Here is a 19,119-nt window from a genome sequence, read left to right as displayed (position 1 = left end):
GGATGTTAGTGCTATTTTTTCTTATCCGCGTAGCCGAAAACTTTCTGTAATAATGGGGTAGATCTTGCCCCAAGATTGTCTCTGATTTTTAATTCTTCCTGAGCTACCTGTATAAACATTCCATCAATAGCTTTTTGTGCTACATAGGACGAAAGGTCTGCTGAAACTGGTTTAACCAAAGGAATTTTATTATACTGACCAGCAGCATCACTCCAATATTTTGTAGCGCCTACCTTACTCAAACTCGCTGTTATAACAGGTTTAAATTTTTCCATTAGCTGGTCTGTAGTTACCCTTTTAAAATAATTAGTTGCTGCATCTTTACTGCCAAGTAAAATATTTGTGGCATCAGCAATTGTCATCTGTTTTATGGCAGATACGAAAATTGGCTTAGCCTCTTTAGCTGCATCTTCAGCTGCACGGTTTAGGCTGGTAATTACATTATCTGCTAGAGAACCTAAGCCAATGCTACGTAAGGTTTTCTCTACCTTTTGTGCCTCCGGAGGGAAAAGAATTTTAACAGCCATGTTACCTAAAAAACCATCCTTTGCAGAAAGTAAATCTGCACCACGCGAAGTGCCTAATTCTAAAGCTTGCTTAATTCCCAAACCCATTTCAGAAGTTGTTGGTGTGCCGCCGGTTTGAACCTGGTTTAATATTTTTCCTATTTGAGCCTGGCTTTGTACATCACAACTACTGAATGTTACTGCTACTAATGCTATCAGATAAATTTTAGTTTTTTTCATTTAATGCTGTCTTATCCTCCAAACTTAGCAAATCTTTAGCCAATAATTTGGCAGATTTAGCTAATTTGATGAATTCAGATCGATAGCCTTCATTGTCAGTGCCGACGGCATTCTGCGCATTGCGAATAACCTGATCAAAACTTGAATGCTGACGGAAATTCGACTGTCTTAATAACATTCCAAATTCAGCAACGGCAGCACTAAACCTAAAGTTGTTAGTTGTTTTATCGAAAGGAATCCTGCTGTCAATTATCGGTTGTTCAATTAACTTGCTCACATTACCATCAGGTTGTTTATAACGAAGTTTAACAGTTAGAAGCTCTTTATTATTTCCCATTATAACAGGCTTATTATTACTTTGGTATTTTAAATCATCCACACTGCCAGAAAAGACACTCTTTACGCCAACCGGTATTATTTCATATAGAGCAGTTACAGTGTGGCCAGACCCAAGCTCGCCTGCATCCTTTTGGTCATCATTAAAGTCTCTTGCTTTTAGCATGCGGTTTTCGTAGCCAATTAATCTGTAGGATTGTACTTTCGATGGATTGAATTCTATTTGCAGTTTTACATCTTTTGCAATAGTAAACAGGGTTCCGCCGAATTCATTTACCAAAACTTTTCTTGCTTCTGTGATATTGTCGATGTAAGCATAATTTCCATTGCCTTTGTTGGCAAGAACTTCCATTTTACTATCCTTGTAATTTCCCATTCCATAGCCTAGAGTGGTTAGAAATACCCCACTTTTGCGTTTTTTTTCAATTAACTTTTCCATGTCCTCATCGCTCGATGAGCCGACGTTAAAGTCTCCATCTGTAGCTAAGATCACTCTATTATTTCCTCCTTTGATGAAGTTTTCAGACGCCACTTTGTAAGCCAGTTCTATACCTTCTCCACCTGCGGTAGATCCTCCTGCACTTAGCTTATCTAAAGCATCTTTAATCTTGGTCTTTTGATCGCCTGAAGTTGAAGGCAGTACTAAGCCTGAAGTGCCTGCATATACCACAATAGCTACTTTGTCTGATGATCTTAGTTGTTCAGTTAACAGTTTAAAAGATGAAACAAGTAGCGGAAGTTTATTAGCTTGATTCATCGATCCGGATACATCGATAAGGAATACCAAATTTGAAGCAGGTAGTTTTTCTGTAGAAATTTTACGACCCTGTAAGCCTATTTTAACCAGTTTATGGCTGGTGTTCCAAGGGGCATCTGCTATCTCGGTGACAATATTAATAGGATCTTTTCCTTTTGGCTGAGGATAATCGTAATCAAAGTAGTTGATCATTTCCTCTATCCTTACTGCATCAGCAGGAGGCAATCCACCATTGTTAATGAACCTGCGGACGTTGGAGTAAGAGGCAGCATCTACATCGATAGAAAAGGTTGAAAGTGGATTTTTTAAAGCTATTTTGAATTGGTTTTCATTTATTGAAGCATAGCTTTCGCTTTCAGTGGGCTGATTTATAATGTATGCCTTTTCATTTGATACTATGTTAATCCCTGAAACCTTGCCTTGTAGCATTTGTTGCCCATTGGCTACCGCAACATTTTGGACCATCTTACCCCTAACAGTAAATGACTCAGGAATTGGGACTTCATCTCTTTGTATCTGATCGGCATTAATAACAACCTCATTAATTGTTTTTTTATTTTCCTCGAGAGCTACGTTTACTACCTTGCCATTGATTTTAAGCTTTGCAGACTCAAATCCAATGTAAGTAAAAATGAGTGTTGTCGATTCTTTTGAAACCGTTATTTTATATTTCCCCTGCTTGTCAGTTGTTGTACTTTTCTGATCGGGCAATGAGGTGATGAGCACACCTTTTAATGGAGCTCCGGTTTTCTTTTCTGTTACCGTTCCAGTAATCGTTTTAACAGGAACTTCAGCTGCCTTGAACGAAGTAAGTAACAAGACAACAATTAAGGGTAGCCATAACTTTTTCATAATCTTTAATTTGTTCTGATGATGTGTACAATAAAGAATTTCCATAACAGTCTCGAAAAATATTTTTATACTTGAGAAATTTATACCTGAAAAGCCCTTTGAAGTTCATAAAGAATAATGCCAGAATACAGGAGCAGGACGATGCTGCTTTAATTGCACGCTACAAGCAGAGCGGCGATCTGGAAGCATTGGGTGTTCTTTATAACAAATACATGCACCTTGTATTTGGGGTTTGTTTAAATTATTTGAAAGATGAGGAACAGAGCAAAGATGCAGTAATGCAGATCTTTGAAGAATTGGTTCTAAAGCTTAAACTTCACGAAGTTCAAAACTTTAAAAGCTGGTTACATGTTTTGTCTCGTAACCACTGTTTAATGGCTTTACGCAAGAATTCAAAAAATACAACCGTTTCATTAGAAGATACTTTTGTGGAAAACACAGATTTTGTGCATCTTGATATTGATGATACAAAAGAGACGAAGCTAACCGTTATGGAAAAGTGTATGGAAACACTGCCAGAAGAACAGCGTGTGAGTGTAGACTTGTTCTATTTGCAAGAGAAATGTTATAAGGAAGTAGCAGATATTACCGGTTATGAAATGCTAAAAGTTAAGAGCTATATACAGAACGGTAAAAGGAACTTAAAAATTTGTATAGAAAAGAATAGTGGTGAATAACGATTGGTTAGATATAGCAGTTTTAGAAGATTATCTTGATGGTAAGCTTGATGCAAAAACTATGAACAGGGTTGAGCGTGAAGCGCTCGAAGATCCTTTTGTAGCAGAAGCATTGGCTGGTTTAAGTATGTCGCCTAAGCGATCTCTTGAATCACTATCATTACTCCAAAAACAATTACACGATCGTGTTGCTGAGCATAATTCTACTAAGAAAACAACAGTAATTACGTGGCAACGTTTAAGTATTGCAGCTACAGCGGCGGTGATATTTATCTCTGTTGGAATTATTTTCTGGATGAAACAGGTGAACTATCAGGAGATGGCATCTAAACAACATAAAAAGATTGATATAAATATTGCACCAAAAGCTGATGATGATACCGTAATTAAAAATGCAGATGCAATAGCTGCCGTAAAAGCTAAAACTACTGAAAAAGCTGTTTCCGAAGCTGATAAAGGGGCAATAGGAACTCAAGCCTCAGATCAAGTGCCCACAGAAATTGATAAGGCGATAAAGGACTTAAAAACTAATGCTTACGCTGCTAATTCAAAATTAAGAGTGAGAAGTGTGCCTGCTGAAAGAGCAGATGCCAGAGCTACTGAAGCGATAAGTGTACTGGCAGCTCCGGCATCAATAGCAAAAGAGGTAAGTGATACGAATGTGAACGTAACGGAAGAGGGAAAAGCATTGAATGAGGTTGCGGTTAGAGGTTATCAGAAGCAAAATAAGAAAGCAGTTGTTGTTAGTGGTAACGAAGCACAGGATGTTCCGGTTGCCAATGTAGAACAATTGCTCCAAGGTAAAGTAGCAGGGTTGAATATTGAAGCAGCTTCTGCTCCGGCGATAGGCTGGGCCGAATTTAAAGCATATCTGGAAAAGGAAAACCGTTTCAATAAAGAAGCAAAGATTGGTAAATCTGTTGAGCTTAAGTTTACTGTTAAGAACGGCAAGCCGAGAAATATTACTGTAGTAAACGGTATCAATGAGAAATATAATAAAGAAGCCATCCGCTTAATAAGGGATGGCTCCAAATGGATTGTGCCTGAAACAGGAAACCCTAATGTATCTATTCTAATAGAATTCTAGAAAAACAAGTGTATTATGCCGTAAACAATTGCGGCTAGTGTTGCAGAAACCGGGATGGTTAAAACCCATGCCCATAGTAAGCTAACTGTAACTCCCCAACGTACTGCTGATACCCTTTTTAATAAACCAACACCTACAATTGAACCTGTAATGGTGTGGGTAGTAGAAACAGGAATACCAAAATGCTCAGTAATACCCAAGGTTACCGCACCCGCAGATTCTGCAGCTACACCTTCAAAGGCATTTACTTTAGTGATTTTAGAACCCATGGTTTTAACAATTTTCCAGCCACCACTCATGGTACCTAATGCAATTGCAGCGTAACAAGAAATAGGAACCCATTCAGGCATCACATCCCCGTCGTTTATTACTTTCGCCGCAACCATCGATACATAAATAATACCCATTACTTTTTGAGCATCATTACCGCCGTGGGTAAAGCTTAAGGCAGCAGAAGATATCAGTTGTAATCTTTTAAACCATTTCTCTGCTACAGAAGGCCTGGCATTTTTGGATATGTGTAAAATGATAATCGAAATAATAACTGAGATTATCATACCAATTACCGGTGCCAGAACAATAAAAGCCACAACTTTTAAAATAGGAGCAAGGTTAATTGCTGACATTACACCAGCACCTACGGTAGCGGCCTTTGCCATTCCGGCTCCCGCAAAACCACCAATTAGGGTGTGTGATGAACTTGAAGGGATACCAAACCACCATGTAAAAAGGTTCCAGGTAATAGCAGCTGTAAGACCAGCCAGGATAACTTCAAGTGTTATGAAATCGCTAACTACAGTTTTAGCTATAGTGTTAGCCACTTTATGATCTGTGAAATAAAAGTAAGCAGCAAAGTTGAATACTGCTGCCCATAGCACTGCCTGAAAAGGAGAAAGCACTTTTGTAGAAACGATGGTAGCAATTGAGTTTGCCGCATCGTGAAAGCCATTAATATAATCAAATCCTATTGCCAGGATGATTACAACAACCAATAAGGTAGTTACCATTTTTTGAAGGTTTAAGCGTTCTTTACCAAAATAGATTCCAGCACATTAGCCGCATCTTCACATTTATCAGTAGCCATTTCAAGGGTTTGAAGAACCTCTTTTTGTTTGATCAGTTCAATTGCGTTGGTTTCAAATTCGAACAAACGGGCAATTGCTAAATTACAAACATAATCAGCCTGATTCTCGCCACTGTTGATCCTTACACAGGCATCAGCGATAACACGAATATTCTTAAAACTTCTTAATTCTTTGATTGCTTTATCTAAGTCGGTACACATTTCCACTAATAGTTCTGCAAGTTTGATCATTGCATCACCAATGTTTTTCACATTGTATAATTCAATGTTACTTGCCGAAGCATGGATGTAATCTGCGATATCATCTACAGCACTAGCCAATGCATGGATGTCTTCCCTGTCAAACGGAGTGATAAAATTTTTACTAAGCTCAAGGAAAATTGAGTGAGTAATATCATCACCTACGTGCTCTAAGCGTTCAACTTCCTTAATATATTCTTTTCTTTTTTCCATATCAGTTGCCGTTAAAGCAAGCAATAGAGCTTCAGAAATTTTCAATATATTACTTCCAGCTTGTTCAAATAGCGGTTGGAACTTTTTGTCTTTAGGGGTGAAGAACTTAAAAATACTATTCATCTTTTATAAAATATGATACAAAAGTATGAGTACAATGTTAAGTTAATGTTAAGTGTTAAGTTTTTTTAACTAAGGTAATTATGGCTAGCCAACCTTTTGAAGTGTAAAGGCAAATGTGGTCCCAATCTGTAACGTGCTTCTTACAGAAATGATTTGCTGGTGAGCTTCCAGTATATGTTTTACAATAGCTAAACCAAGCCCGGTTCCACCTTCTTCTCTTGATCTGTGCGAATCAATTCTATAAAAACGCTCAAATAGGCGAGGCAGATGTTTTTCGTCAATGCCTATTCCATCATCAGTTACTTCAATTAAATACTGGTCATGAAGCTCAAAGATTTTTATTGCAGTTGAGCCTCCATGCTCTTTACCATACTTTAGTGAATTCTGGATCAGGTTTATCATTACCTGTCTGATTTTTTCTCTATCGGCGTTTACAAAAGCCGGATGGGTGTATTTTTCTTTAAAAGACAAGGTAATCTCTCTGATTTTTGCTTTGTCTTCCAGAACATCCATTACTTCCTTTGCTAATAAAACAAAATCAAACTTCTCGTAATTGATCGGAATTTCTCCGGTTTCTAATTTAGATATTGAGTCGAGGTCATTTATTAAGTAGCTTAACCTTTCAACATTTTTCCCTGCCTTTTTTAAAAACTTTTCGGCCATTTCGGGATCGTCAACCAGGCAATCCTGTAAAGTGTCTATGTAACCTTGTATAGCGAAAAGAGGTGTTTTAAATTCATGCGAAACATTCGAAAGGAATTCTCTTCTGAATTGTTCTTGTTTCTTTAAAATATCAATTTCACGTTTTTTTGCACCAGCCCATTCTTTAACCTCTTGCTCAACATCATTAATTGGGTCGGAACTTACATATTCGCCTAATGCATCTTTAAGATCCTTGCCTAATTTTAGGTTGTGAATTAACTTATATATAAGTACTATTTTAGAGTAAATGTATTTTTCGAGCAAATAATAAAAAACAATAAAACATGTTAAAAAGGAAACGCCGAAAGACATCAGCATAAAGTACCAGCTATGCTGAAAGTAGAAATTTACAAGACCGATTGAGATCCCAACAGCCAAAGCTGCAATTAAAACTAATACACTTAATTTCATTTTATTGTTCAAATTAACTGTAAGATAGAGCGCTTACAGGGTGAAGGCAATTTACAATTATTTTACTTTATTCCGTCCCATTCAGCATAAAACTGATCGAGGTATTCCTGCATGAAATTATGACGCTGCTGAGCGATATTTTTTCCAGAAGGAGTTTTCATTAAGTCCTTGAGTAATAATAGTTTTTCGTAAAAATGGTTAACGGTAGGTCCGGTACTATTTTTATATTCTTCTTTACTCATATTCAGGTTAGGCTTAATCTCGGGGTCGTAAAGCACACGATTTTTGTAGCCACCATATGTAAAAGCTCGGGCAATTCCGATGGCACCAATGGCATCAAGCCTGTCGGCATCCTGAACAATATCTAACTCTTTCGAATGAAAAGTAACAGTACCTAAGCTAGCTTTGTAGCTTAGGTTTATAATAATCTGTTTTACGTGTTCAATGATTGTTGAATCGACATTGATACTTTTAAGGAAATCACCGGCTATACGCGGACCAATTTCCTCATCACCATTGTTAAATTTAGGATCAGCAATATCATGCAGCAAAGCAGCCAGTGCAATAATTAATTCATCGCCTTTTTCTTGGGCATTAATTGTTAAGGCAGTTTTGTAAACACGTTCAATATGGAACCAATCGTGTCCGGCTTCTGCACCTGCTAATGTTTCCTTAACAAATTGAATAGTTTTCTCAATTATCGGATTCATAGGCTTAGTCCTTAGTTGGTCTTTCGCCTTCAGGTCTTCTTGTGCCGTCGTACAATTCATACTCAAGCATACGACAATCTAGTTTTCCGTTATAGAATTCTATTTTTCTGGTAGCTTTTAGACCGATTTTTTTTGCAAGATCTGGGTTTCCTGTAAAGATGTATCCAAAATACCCTTTGCATTCTTGTTTCATAAAATCACCCATACGTTTGTAGGTTGATTCTAACTTAGAGTGTACTCCTAAACGCTCACCATACTCCGGATTAAATACTACTACACCTTTGCCGCCTTCTGGGACTTGTGTTTCAGCGAAATCACAAACTTCGAAAGTGATCATGGTGTCTACACCTGCAGTTTTTGCATTTTTGCGACTTACATCTACTGCATCTTCAGAGATGTCGGTAGCGATAATCTGTAAGTCAACATTTTTTATTACCTGATCTTTTAAGATTCTTCTTTCATTAAAAAACACTTGCTCGTCGTATCCTATGATGTGCATAAAGCCATAGTTCATACGAAACAAGCCTGGTCTGCGGTTTGTGGCAATTAAAGCGGCTTCAATGGCTAGTGTTCCTGAACCGCACATTGGGTTCACAAAAGGAGATTTTTGATCCCATTTTGTACTCAATACTGTTGCGGCAGCAAGGGCTTCTAACATTGGTGCTTTGCCCGGAATTTTACGATAACCATGTTTAGCTAGCGTTTCGCCTGAAGTATCAATAAATATATCTGCGTCGTTATCTTTCCAGTATAAATGTACCACAGCTTTATTGGCATCAGAACCTGAATTAGGACGGATACCTTTTTTGTCTTTAATGCGATCAACTATTGCATCTTTTACTTTTAAATTAGCAAAAAGTGGAGTAGTAATAGTTGGGTTATCAACATTTGAGGTAACAGAAAAATAACCTGAGAAATCAATTAATTCCTCCCATGGCATGTCAACCATTTCGCGGTAAAGCTCTTCCGGGTTTCCGGCCTTAAAGCTCTTTAAGCAATATAAAATCTGGCTGGCGCACCTTAAATTCAAATTTAATCGAATACATTCAGATAAAGTGATGTCCAATTCTAGGCCTGTAGGGAAATCCCTTACTACGTCATAGCCAAGGGCTTTAACTTCTTCTAGCAAATACGGCGACAGGCGCTTATTGCAGGTTATGATAACCTTACTTTTTGTGTGGAAAACTTGCATAATTAATTGTACGAAGTTATCAATAAAAATATAGAGATTTGAACTTCGTAGTAGAATAAAATAGTATTTGTTATGGAATTAAAAGGAAAAGTGCATGAAATTGGTGCATTACAGCAGGTGAGTGAGACTTTTAAGAAACGCGACCTTATCATAGAATATGCAGAAAACCCTACCTATCCTGAATACATCAGGTTTGAGGCTTTACAAGATAAAACAGCTTTATTTGATAGCTTAAAACCAGGAGATGATGTAGAAGTAGCATTTAACTTACGTGGTCGTCCGTGGACTGATAAAGCCGGAAAAACATCTTATTTTAACAGTTTAGTAGTATGGCGTATCAATGCGTTAACAAATAGCGCAGCAGCATCTACTCCAGCATATGCTCCGCCTGCTGATTTAAGCAGTGCACCGGGCGAGGAAGATGATCTTCCTTTCTAAAGATCTTTTTTAAATAAACAAATTGACCACCGTGCCGTCCTAAATTAGGGCGGCATTTTTTTTGATGTTGTAATTTTAAAGGTATAAACTTAGCCTTGCTGCCTGTTTTGACTGTTAAAATTTGTTAAATTAAAGCGTTTCTATTAATGCTTCGTTAATTTTGAATATTCAATATGAAGAAAAGAAGCCTTTGGTTAATCACCGTCCTTATGACCATAGCTTTGCTTGGGGTGTTTGTAATGCAGTTGTATTATATAAGGGAGGCTTATAATCTTAAATCTCAACTTTTTGAACAGGATGTAAATCAGGCACTTAATAGCGTGGTTAATAAAGTTCAGAAGCGAACAGCCGCTCTTTATATTAACAAAAGAGATAAGCAATTAGAACGAGATCGTGAGGCTGAGGTACGAAATCAGGCAGAACTGTTGGTTGAATTTAAAGAACACTTTAAAGATCAGGAACAAAAGCGATTGCTTGAGCAGCGTAAATTAATTGTTGCTGACTTAAATCAGAATGATTTAGAGATTAAAAAGTCCTATCTCGATCCAATACTGATTACTGAGGCAGAATACCTTGCCGCTTCTGATTTGAATAATCCTTTAAAGTCACCTATACATTTAGATGTGAATGTTGGGCTAGATGCATACGGAAACTTTATCGGGGAGCAACGCAAATCAACCTTTGTCCCTATTCCGTTAGAAACAAAATCGTTTATTATTGCTTCCAATCAGATGCCGGATACAATTAGGTATCATGCCCTGAACCCTGTAACAGAAAAAAGTGTCCTCATTAGCGTGCCGACAGTAAGCGATGAACTTGCGCGTAAATTTCAGCTCGAAAATAACCTCGCTAAAAGGAAGTATGAGGATGGAATGGCAAGATTGATGTCGGACACTATTCCTTTAAAGAGTGAGTCAGATATTTTTAGCCAGGTTAAGGATGTTGCCCAGGAAATGCGGGAGGCAAATGTACCCTTAAGTAAAATGATCTCCAAAGAGAGTCTGGATACATTGATTCAAAAGGAACTTTTGAATAGAAACATTACCTTGAATTACGATTTTTGGGTGAGTCTTGCAGAAAAGGACTCAGTGGTATATATAAAAGCGGTAAACAACATCAACAATGCGTTGCCTAAAAATACATTTAAAGCTACTCTTTATAATTATGTAATTAGAGATCCCGGAATGCTATACATTAGCTTCCCTGATAAAAATTCTTTAATTCTGAGTAACATGTGGGCTACTATGGCTTCATCAGCAGCTCTGTTGTTTGTACTGATCTTCATTTTTGCTTATACCATTTATGCAATAATGAGGCAGAAAAAGATTTCTGAAATGAAAACAGATTTCATTAACAACATGACCCATGAATTTAAGACACCCGTGGCTACAATTATGATTGCCAGCGAGGCGCTCAAAGATCCGGAAATTGTTGAGGATAAGGCTAGGATCAGTAGATTAGCCGGAATAATATATGATGAAAATGTTCGCCTCGGAAATCACATTGAGCGTGTTTTAAGCATCGCCAGATTAGAGAAAAAAGAACTGAAACTGGAAGAAAATGAGGTTAATCTTAATGATATAATTGCTGCGGTTGTGGATAGCATGGGGCTACAGTTACAAAAAAGAAATGCAATAGTTAACTTAAATCTTAATGCCGAAAATTCTACTATTTATGGAGATGAACTACATCTTTCTAATGTGATTTATAACTTAGTAGATAACGCAAATAAGTATAGCGGAGAAATCCCTAAAATAAATATTAGTACAAGAAATACAGCCAAAAATCTGATTATAGAAATCTCAGACGAAGGCATAGGAATGACTAAAGATCAAACCAAACGTATTTTTGATCAGTTTTACAGAGTTCCAACAGGTAACCTGCATGATGTAAAAGGCTTTGGTCTTGGATTAAATTATGTGCAAGATATAGTTAACCAGATGGGGGGGACAATAAAGGTGCATAGTGAAAAAGATAAGGGAACTCTATTTGAAATAAGCTTACCATTAAACCAAAATTAACGACACACACATGAAAAGAATTTTATTGGTAGAGGACGATCCGAATTTGGGACTTCTCTTACAGGATTACCTCCAGCTTAAAGGCAAGTTTGACGTTGTATTGTGTGTTGATGGCGATGAGGGATTAAAAGCTTTTACAAAGCAGGATTTCGATTTGTGTATACTTGATGTGATGATGCCTAAAAAGGATGGATTTACACTGGGTAAAGAAATTAGAAAGATCAATCAGGACGTACCTATTATATTCGCTACAGCTAAAGCAATGATGGAAGATAAGGCATCAGCCTATGATCTTGGTGGTGATGATTACATTACAAAGCCTTTTAGAATTGAAGAGCTTTTATTAAGAATAAATGCCTTATTAAAGAGGGTAGCTGTAAAAGACACGCCTGAGCCGGGTAGTGCCCAAACCTTATTTCAAATTGGTGATTATACTTTTGATTATACCACTCAGCTGATAGATTATAAAGGTCAACAACAAAAACTCTCTACTAAAGAGGCAGAATTACTTCAGCTGTTATGCTTAAAAAAGAATGCTGTTCTTACCAGAGAGGAAGCCTTATTAAGTATTTGGCATGATGATAATTACTTTAATGGCCGCAGTATGGATGTGTTTTTAAGTAAGCTAAGAAAATACCTTAGGGAAGACCCTAAGGTAGAGATTCTTAATGTTCATGGTAAGGGTTATAAACTGCTGGTAAATTAAAGCAGAAAGGCCTTTAAAGCGGATTGGGCATAATCTCCCCAATCTTTAAGGGCTGCGTTAATTGTTTCTCTTAAGCTCTTATTGTTTGTCGCTTTGCCTTTGGTTGGCACCTTAAGTTCATTTGCGGTTACAGGTTTGTCTGTTACTGTTTTTGCAAACCATGTTATGTTTTCGTGTGGTAGTGCAACGCCAAGTATCATCCCAGGTAAGCCTGTAAATGATTCCGGACCTCCGGATACAGGGATTTTATCGGTATAAAAGGCCACCACGTAAATGGAGTCAAGGATAATGGCATTTGCTCTACGACATTCGTAGCCAGCTATTGTGCGCATTTCGCTAGTTATTTTCCAGTTTATTTTTCTTGTAGTGTCTTTTACTAAAAAGGTTTCTTCGTAAACTTTTTTCTGAGTAGTAAACATGCCAGAAGCAAGATCTGTATATGTTGTGTTGTATTGTTCGCTTGCAGGGTCGTTAAAGAAATATCCACGCGAGCTGCTTTCTTCGGCTATTGGGCTGTATAACGTTTTATCTTTTGAAAAAGCTAAGGTGCTTTTCACTACTCTAAACTGAGGCTGATTCTTTCTGTATGACTCATAAGCCTGTTGCATAAAAGTACTGGAGCTCTTTTCTACTCGTTTCTTCATGATGGCAAACATGTTCGCGCTTTTCTCAAATTCTATTACGCCATCTGTAGCAAATCTTACATTCTGTGCAAACAGGCTGCTTATATTAAATAGTAAGCAAGCGCTGAATATTATAAGTTTCTGTTTCATATTCTTATTTTTTAGGAGCTGAACCGCCCATTTTATTAAAGTCCCAACTAAGTGTGCACATAAAATATCTTTGTATGGTTGTGTAACTGTTTTGAGTAACCATGTTGCCATTTGCATATCTGCTGAAGCCTACATTCTGGTTAAGTAAATCGTTTCCGGAAAGTGAAATTCTTAAGTTTTCTTGCTTAAAGAATTTCTTAGATATAGACGCATTCCAGATGAAACGCTCCAAATCCTGAGCAAAGGTTTGAGTTTTTGCAGTAAACTGATACTCGGCATCTGAGCCAATCTGTATTTTACCAGGCAGATATACGTTAAAGCTCGCGTCACCCTGAAATCCCCACCCTTTGTTGTTGCTTCTGGTTTGCAAAGAAGAAGTGATGATGTTATAGCTTGGACCACCTGAAATTCGGAAATCATATTTCTTTTCTTTGTATTTAGAAATGTTCAGTCCGCCAGAATAGCTATAAGATTTACTGGTGTTTAGTTCAGTTCTAACAGTGTCGCTCACTTGTGTGTAGTTGACATTTCCATTTGTGCGAAGGTTGAGGCCTACGCTCATGTCTAAAGCTTTAATTTTTTTGTTGGCGCCAAAGTTAAAGTTATAGTTATAAGGGCTTTTGTCGTGTAGATTGATGGACTGATAGAAGTTTTTACCCTGGCTGTCAGTTGTAGTGTGGTTTATTATTGGGTTTGTTGTAAATGAATATCCACCATTAACATATATATATTGATCGCTTAATACCTTGTATGAGTTGTAGTATAGGTTCATGCTGCTTCTAAAAGATGGTTTTAAATTAGGGTTACCAATGCTTTCATTTAATGGATCGGTATTTACCCTAACCGGTTGGATCTGATCTATACTTGGTTGACTGGTATTACCATAATAACTTAGATATAGAGATTTTTGCTGAGAGAACCTGTATTGATAAGATAATTGAGGATTCCAGTTCATGAAATTTCTTTTGAAGGTTTTGTCGGTATAAGCGTCAAATTGTCTAAAGCTTACGGTACTTACCTTGGTGCCGAAATTTATTGTTGACTTGTCTTTCTTAAAGTTGAATGTTGCCCCGCCTTGGTTTGAGAGTTGATCCAAATCAAAGTCGTTACTGAATTGTCTGTCTAATATATCATATTCGCCAGATGCTCCTTTATTAAAAGATTTACGATCAGAATTACTGTTGTTAATTCCAAGACCATAGCTTAAAACTAGAGATAATGTTTTAGAAAGAGGCTCAGTATACGTCATATTGGTGTTAAATGAAGAATTACTGGTGTTGTTGATTTTGTATTGATTAACTAGTAAAATGCTATCTGAAACTCCCTGGTCATTAAAGAACTCACTTCTTGAATCCAGGTAACCTTTTGTGTCATTTTCATTTACTGCCTGTTTAACATTTACAGAAAGTGTTCTTCCTTTTTTCTTAAGTTTTTTAGTCCAAAAGGCACTTGCGTTAAACAATTGTTGGTCGCCATCGTTACTTAACGACCTCATGCCTGTGTTTTGTTTGGTGTTATCCCCTCTTAAACTTGCAGAAATATTATCTTCTCTTGTTTTGCTGTTTTTTAATGTTCCATCAACCATTAACTTTAATGTTGATGTTGAATCCAATTTTATAGTATAGGTTACGTCGGCTTTCTGCCTGAACATTAGGTTATCAAAAGTCTGATTAGAGCTACTGTTGATTAGTCCACCCGGCAGGTTGTTTTGAGTCAGATTTTCTCTTGTCCCTTCTACTCCAATTGAGCCTATCTTGTAGTTTGAGTTAATAGCATGTTTATCGCTATCCCATTTGTTCTCGTAATGTAATCCGCCACTATGAGCAGAAGGGATGCCCTGGCCATTGTATTGCCCGTCCCATGATTCGAAATCATCATTGCCTCCAGAAAAGAACATCATTCCGCCATCATCAGAAAATTCCATATTGCTTGATGCACCTCCGTATTTATCTCTGTCTCCCCAGCCTAGTCCAGTTTGACCGGTATTGCCGGTAATACCATAGGCAGAAAACTTCTGCTTGCCTTTAAATGCATTAAACATAGCTTGTCCTTTATAGAACTTATCTGTGCCTATGCCGCCTTCAACTTTTCCGAAGTAGCCGTTTTTCTTGTCTTCTTTTAATTTGATATTGATTGTTTTGTTTTTTTCTCCGTCATCAATTCCGGTAAATGTGGCCTGATCACTTTTCTTATCATAAAGCTGCACTTTGTCTACCATATCGGCACGTAGGTTTTTGGTTACGAGGGTAGGGTCATCGCCAAAAAACTCTTCACCGTCAACCAATACTTTATTTACTGTTTGTCCCTGAGCAGTGATTTTTCCATCTTTATCAACCTGTATGCCGGGTAATTGTTTTAGTAAGTCTTCTACTTTTGAATTGGGTTGTATTGCATAGCTGCCTGCATTAAATTCAGTGGTGTCGCCCTTAATTTTAATTGCCGCGACTTTCCCTTTGATGATAACGCCTTCCAAAAGGGTGGCTTTAAGGATTACATTTATGTTTCCAAAATCTTTACTTGATTTGGCAGAGTCTAGGGCAAAATCCTCAATATAATCGGCATAACCGGGATAGGTTACCATAAGGATAAACTTCCCTGACTTTAAATTGTTGAAAGAAAAGGTCCCTTCGGGAGTAGCTCGGGTGTATTTTACAAGAGTTGAATCTTTTTGGTTTAATACGGTTATTGTGGTATTAACCATTTTGTAGGTAGCAGCGGTATCTACTACAGCCCCTTTTATGGAATAGGGGTTTTGTGCAAACAATAACATCGAGCTAAATACCAGCAGGAGTGTTAGAGAGGTTAGTTTCATAGTATGAATTTTTGTCAGCACAAGATATAACTAAAAGTTTAGTAATGGAATTACGGAATTGTTAAAGTTTGTTAAACAATGTTAAAATATTGATTGTAACGCATTTTTTACCGATTAGGTTTAAGCTGTAGTTCTTGTTAACTTTGGCCCATGTCGAATTCTGAGAGTGCTAATCCTGCAGAACTTGCCGCGAGGTTTGTCAATTATACTTCTAAACATATATTCCTGACTGGAAAGGCGGGGACAGGTAAAACCACATTTCTGCGGAAGTTAATTGAGCTTACCCATAAAAAAGCTGTTATTGCTGCGCCTACAGGTATTGCTGCGATAAATGCTGCGGGAGTTACTATACATTCTTTGTTTCAGTTGCCTTTTGGAACCTATTTGCCAAAGCAACCCGATGCCGACGGAGATCACTACAATCAGCAGTATAATACACCAAAATCTATTGTAAGGCATTTAAACATGACCGCCGCAAAGCGTAAGGTGATTATTGATATGGAACTGTTGATTATTGATGAGGTAAGTATGCTGCGTGCAGATTTGCTGGACGCAATAGACATGATTTTGCGTTACATCAGAAAAAATAACTCTGCGAGTTTTGGTGGGGTGCAAGTTTTGTTTATTGGTGATTTGCATCAGTTGCCGCCGGTGGTAAAATCTAACGAATGGAATTTACTGGGGCAGTTTTATAAAAGTGCTTATTTCTTTGATGCACTTGCATTGCAAAGGAGTCCGCCGATATACATAGAGCTTGAAAAGATTTACAGGCAGGCTGATGAAGTTTTCATAAATCTGCTTAATAATTTAAGGAATAATACTGTAACTGCACAGGATGTAGCTTTGCTGGAGAGATATTATAAAGCAGATTTTAAGCCATCAATAAATGATAAATACATCACTTTAACTACCCACAACAATAAGGCTGATACGTTGAATAAACAAAGTCTTGAGGAGTTAAAGGCGGCCTCGTATTTATATGTTGCTAAAATTGAAGATGATTTCAGTGAGTACTCATACCCTGCAGAGCATATTTTAGAACTTAAGGTGGGTGCTCAGGTAATGTTCATTAAAAATGATCCTACCGGAGAACAGCGTTTCTTTAACGGTAAAATAGCGGTTGTTACATCATTAAAGCCAGACCAGATTGAGGTACAGGCTGAGGGGAGTAGAGAGAAAATCATTCTTGAGAAATATACCTGGAAAAATATAAAGTATACTACTGATAAGATTACAGGCGAAATACATGAGGATCTGGCTGGTACTTTTACTCAGTATCCTCTAAAACTGGCCTGGGCAATTACAGTACACAAGAGTCAGGGTTTAACTTTTGAAAAGGCGATCATAGATATTGGAAATGCATTTGCACCCGGACAAATTTACGTGGCGCTTTCGCGTCTTCGGTCATTAGATGGTTTGATACTTACCTCTTTGATTTCAGGTTCAGGGATTCGACAGGATCAAAATGTTACCTTCTTCTCCAGAAATAAGCAAGAGCCCGCTCGCTTGGAAGCGCAAATTAAAGAGGAGAGTGATACGTTCTTGCGCAACTATCTGTTACAGTGTTTCGATTTGAATCCGCTTGATAACTATGTGTATGATCATGTACATTCTTATACTAAGGACATCAATAAATCTGCAAAGCAGAAACATCATAAGTGGGCTGCGCAGCTTTTAAAAGATCTGAGTGAGGTTAAAGCTCATGCTAATAAATTTCTGGTGCAAATACAGCGCTTGTCGCAGGTTAAAACTGAGGAGGGGTTGTCTGCATTGCTAGAAAGGACTGCTGCTGCTGAGAACTATTTTAACCCACTGCTATCCGGATTCTCTAAACGAATCTTTGAACGGATGGAATTGGTAAAGCAGGATAAACAGGTGATTGCCTTTTTAACAGAGCTATTAGAGATGGAAGCCTTGTTTTATGAGCAAGTAAAGAAGATCAGTAAGGCAACGGCGTTATTGAAGGCTACCATAGATGGGGTAGAATTTACCAAAAAGGATGTTAACGAATTGATTGATCAGGCTAAGCGTGCATCTCAAATGGAAAAGGTATTTGCTATGACGGGTACACTTGACTTTACTGAGAAGAAATCTAAAACTACTAAAGCAAAATCAGGAAATACTAAAGCTAAAGTTGAAAAGGCGCCTAAAGTTGATACTAAAGAGCTGTCGCTTGTATTGTTAAAAGAGGGTAAAACGATAGCAGAGATAGCCTCTGAACGTAAAATGGTAATAGGTACTATTGAGGGTCATCTAGCTCATTATGTTGCTAAGCAAGAAATCTCAGCAAAAGATATTATTGGCTCAAAAAAGCTGGATAAAATACTGGACGCAATAACAGAATTAAAGACGCTACAGATGAATCCAATAAGAGAATACTTGGGTAGAGATTATTCTTTTGGGGAAATTAAGATTGCTGTTGCGGCTCATCTTGCAGAGAGATAGTATTTGTTAAATACTAATCTCTCCTTCAAAAACTTGTTTGGCTGGTCCACATAAGAATACGTTGGTAAACTGTTTGCCATCGTAGTCGAACTGGATTTTAAGGTCTCCACCCAGTACTTTAATAGGGGTTTCTATGTGTCCGATTTGATGATTGTGTTGAGCCATTGAAAGTGCAACGGCAGTTACTCCGGTTCCACAGGCATAAGTTTCATCTTCTACGCCTCTTTCAAAAGTACGTACGAACAAATGATCACCTTTGTCCTCAACAAAGTTCACATTGATTCCCTCTTTTTTATAGGTCTCATTATTTCTAATGGCTTTGCCATTTTCATAGACATCGTAATCCTTTAAATTTTGCATTTCTGCTACGTAATGCGGAGAGCCTGTATTTAGAACATAAGCATCACCATCTTTATTGATGGTATCTATATCGATCATTTGAAGGTCTATCCAAGTGCCTTCTTCTGAAATTTTGGCATAGTGCGGCCCATCAACTGCCAAAAAATCAGTCTCTTGGTCAATTATCCCCAGGTGTTTGGCAAATGCTACAATGCATCGGCCTCCGTTGCCACACATACTTCCAAGGTTGCCATCAGCATTAAAATAAAGCATCTCAAAATCATAATCAGCATGGTTCTGTAAAAGCATTAAACCATCTGCTCCAATGCCAAAACGCCTGTTACATAGTTGTAAAACAGCATTGTTATCCGTATATTTAAAGGTAAGATCCCGATTGTCAATCAGAATGAAATCGTTACCTGCGCCTTGGTATTTGAAGAAGTGAGTGTTCATCT

At 37.6% G+C, this 19,119-nt stretch carries 16 protein-coding genes; 6 read left to right on the top strand and 10 right to left on the bottom strand.

All coding sequences use genetic code 11. From position 1 onward, the window contains the following. Positions 1 to 11: 11 nt before the first annotated feature. Positions 12 to 746, bottom strand: a complete 735-nt coding sequence (locus J1905_RS09760) for a DUF4197 domain-containing protein (RefSeq protein WP_214227095.1) — start codon at positions 744 to 746, stop codon at positions 12 to 14. Further along, entirely contained in the window at positions 733 to 2,691 is a 1,959-nt protein-coding gene (locus tag J1905_RS09755) for a vWA domain-containing protein (RefSeq protein ID WP_214227094.1), read from the bottom strand. The genes J1905_RS09760 and J1905_RS09755 overlap by 14 nt, the downstream gene beginning before the upstream one ends. Before the next feature lie 98 nt (positions 2,692 to 2,789). On the opposite strand from J1905_RS09755, the gene J1905_RS09750 reads away from it, so the two are divergent. Both J1905_RS09750 and J1905_RS09745 read left to right on the top strand, forming a co-directional pair. After that, positions 2,790 to 3,368 carry an RNA polymerase sigma factor gene (locus tag J1905_RS09750; protein ID WP_214227432.1) on the top strand — a complete coding sequence of 193 codons (579 nt, stop codon included), beginning with the start codon at positions 2,790 to 2,792 and terminating at the stop codon, positions 3,366 to 3,368. Then, positions 3,361 to 4,455, top strand: a complete 1,095-nt coding sequence (locus tag J1905_RS09745; protein WP_214227093.1) for a hypothetical protein — start codon at positions 3,361 to 3,363, stop codon at positions 4,453 to 4,455. Before J1905_RS09750 ends, J1905_RS09745 begins: the two co-directional genes overlap by 8 nt. On the opposite strand, the gene J1905_RS09740 is transcribed toward J1905_RS09745, so the two are convergent. The 5 genes from J1905_RS09740 to J1905_RS09720 all read right to left on the bottom strand — a co-directional run bounded on the left by J1905_RS09740 (position 4,452) and on the right by J1905_RS09720 (position 9,130). Continuing rightward, positions 4,452 to 5,462, bottom strand: a complete 1,011-nt coding sequence (locus tag J1905_RS09740; protein WP_214227092.1) for an inorganic phosphate transporter — start codon at positions 5,460 to 5,462, stop codon at positions 4,452 to 4,454. The two genes, J1905_RS09745 and J1905_RS09740, sit on opposite strands and share 4 nt — an antisense overlap. A gap of 11 nt (positions 5,463 to 5,473) precedes the next feature. After that, a complete protein-coding gene (locus J1905_RS09735) occupies positions 5,474 to 6,115 on the bottom strand; it encodes a DUF47 domain-containing protein (RefSeq protein WP_108204854.1) in 642 nt (213 codons plus the stop codon). An 84-nt stretch (positions 6,116 to 6,199) separates the two neighbouring features. After that, positions 6,200 to 7,228 carry a sensor histidine kinase gene (locus tag J1905_RS09730; protein ID WP_214227091.1) on the bottom strand — a complete coding sequence of 343 codons (1,029 nt, stop codon included), beginning with the start codon at positions 7,226 to 7,228 and terminating at the stop codon, positions 6,200 to 6,202. Positions 7,229 to 7,290: 62 nt separating this feature from the next. Further along, a complete protein-coding gene (locus J1905_RS09725) occupies positions 7,291 to 7,938 on the bottom strand; it encodes an HD domain-containing protein (RefSeq protein ID WP_214227090.1) in 648 nt (215 codons plus the stop codon). 4 nt (positions 7,939 to 7,942) lie between these two features. Then, a complete protein-coding gene (locus J1905_RS09720) occupies positions 7,943 to 9,130 on the bottom strand; it encodes a THUMP domain-containing class I SAM-dependent RNA methyltransferase (protein WP_214227089.1) in 1,188 nt (395 codons plus the stop codon). Positions 9,131 to 9,202: 72 nt separating this feature from the next. On the opposite strand from J1905_RS09720, the gene J1905_RS09715 reads away from it, so the two are divergent. The 3 genes from J1905_RS09715 (at position 9,203) to J1905_RS09705 (ending at position 12,295) form a co-directional block, all read left to right on the top strand. After that, positions 9,203 to 9,568 carry a DUF3127 domain-containing protein gene (locus tag J1905_RS09715; protein WP_173089853.1) on the top strand — a complete coding sequence of 122 codons (366 nt, stop codon included), beginning with the start codon at positions 9,203 to 9,205 and terminating at the stop codon, positions 9,566 to 9,568. Positions 9,569 to 9,741: 173 nt separating this feature from the next. Beyond that, positions 9,742 to 11,589, top strand: a complete 1,848-nt coding sequence (locus tag J1905_RS09710; protein ID WP_214227088.1) for a sensor histidine kinase — start codon at positions 9,742 to 9,744, stop codon at positions 11,587 to 11,589. 10 nt (positions 11,590 to 11,599) lie between these two features. Then, positions 11,600 to 12,295, top strand: coding sequence for a response regulator transcription factor (locus J1905_RS09705; RefSeq protein ID WP_173089855.1), 696 nt, complete (start codon positions 11,600 to 11,602; stop codon positions 12,293 to 12,295). Here the strand turns inward: J1905_RS09705 and J1905_RS09700 are convergent. Both J1905_RS09700 and J1905_RS09695 read right to left on the bottom strand, forming a co-directional pair. Then, positions 12,292 to 13,068 (bottom strand): GLPGLI family protein, encoded by a 777-nt coding sequence (locus J1905_RS09700; protein WP_214227087.1) that lies wholly within the window; start codon positions 13,066 to 13,068, stop codon positions 12,292 to 12,294. The genes J1905_RS09705 and J1905_RS09700 overlap by 4 nt on opposite strands. Positions 13,069 to 13,072: 4 nt before the next feature. After that, positions 13,073 to 15,880, bottom strand: a complete 2,808-nt coding sequence (locus J1905_RS09695) for an outer membrane beta-barrel protein (protein WP_214227086.1) — start codon at positions 15,878 to 15,880, stop codon at positions 13,073 to 13,075. A gap of 150 nt (positions 15,881 to 16,030) precedes the next feature. On the opposite strand from J1905_RS09695, the gene J1905_RS09690 reads away from it, so the two are divergent. After that, positions 16,031 to 18,325: a helix-turn-helix domain-containing protein gene (locus J1905_RS09690; protein WP_214227085.1), complete on the top strand. Its 2,295-nt coding sequence runs from the start codon at positions 16,031 to 16,033 to the stop codon at positions 18,323 to 18,325. 6 nt (positions 18,326 to 18,331) lie between these two features. Here J1905_RS09690 and dapF read toward each other — a convergent pair whose 3' ends face one another. After that, the gene (gene dapF, locus J1905_RS09685) at positions 18,332 to 19,117 is read right to left on the bottom strand and encodes a diaminopimelate epimerase (RefSeq protein WP_214227431.1); all 786 of its coding nucleotides are present in this window, start codon (positions 19,115 to 19,117) and stop codon (positions 18,332 to 18,334) included. Positions 19,118 to 19,119: the final 2 nt, after the last annotated feature.

Origin of the sequence: Pedobacter sp. B4-66 (assembly GCF_018492665.1) — a bacterium.
Classification (GTDB): domain Bacteria; phylum Bacteroidota; class Bacteroidia; order Sphingobacteriales; family Sphingobacteriaceae; genus Pedobacter.
This window is presented reverse-complemented; position numbering and strand designations above follow the sequence as displayed.

Coding starts and splice junctions, on each gene's coding strand:
- J1905_RS09720 (WP_214227089.1), bottom strand. CDS start 9,130: ATGCAAGTTTTCCACACAAAAAGTAAGGTTATCATAACCTGCAATAAG.
- J1905_RS09740 (WP_214227092.1), bottom strand. CDS start 5,462: ATGGTAACTACCTTATTGGTTGTTGTAATCATCCTGGCAATAGGATTT.
- J1905_RS09725 (WP_214227090.1), bottom strand. CDS start 7,938: ATGAATCCGATAATTGAGAAAACTATTCAATTTGTTAAGGAAACATTA.
- J1905_RS09735 (WP_108204854.1), bottom strand. CDS start 6,115: ATGAATAGTATTTTTAAGTTCTTCACCCCTAAAGACAAAAAGTTCCAA.
- J1905_RS09730 (WP_214227091.1), bottom strand. CDS start 7,228: ATGAAATTAAGTGTATTAGTTTTAATTGCAGCTTTGGCTGTTGGGATC.
- J1905_RS09760 (WP_214227095.1), bottom strand. CDS start 746: ATGAAAAAAACTAAAATTTATCTGATAGCATTAGTAGCAGTAACATTC.
- J1905_RS09700 (WP_214227087.1), bottom strand. CDS start 13,068: ATGAAACAGAAACTTATAATATTCAGCGCTTGCTTACTATTTAATATA.
- dapF (WP_214227431.1), bottom strand. CDS start 19,117: ATGAACACTCACTTCTTCAAATACCAAGGCGCAGGTAACGATTTCATT.
- J1905_RS09695 (WP_214227086.1), bottom strand. CDS start 15,880: ATGAAACTAACCTCTCTAACACTCCTGCTGGTATTTAGCTCGATGTTA.
- J1905_RS09755 (WP_214227094.1), bottom strand. CDS start 2,691: ATGAAAAAGTTATGGCTACCCTTAATTGTTGTCTTGTTACTTACTTCG.
- J1905_RS09690 (WP_214227085.1), top strand. CDS start 16,031: ATGTCGAATTCTGAGAGTGCTAATCCTGCAGAACTTGCCGCGAGGTTT.
- J1905_RS09710 (WP_214227088.1), top strand. CDS start 9,742: ATGAAGAAAAGAAGCCTTTGGTTAATCACCGTCCTTATGACCATAGCT.
- J1905_RS09705 (WP_173089855.1), top strand. CDS start 11,600: ATGAAAAGAATTTTATTGGTAGAGGACGATCCGAATTTGGGACTTCTC.
- J1905_RS09715 (WP_173089853.1), top strand. CDS start 9,203: ATGGAATTAAAAGGAAAAGTGCATGAAATTGGTGCATTACAGCAGGTG.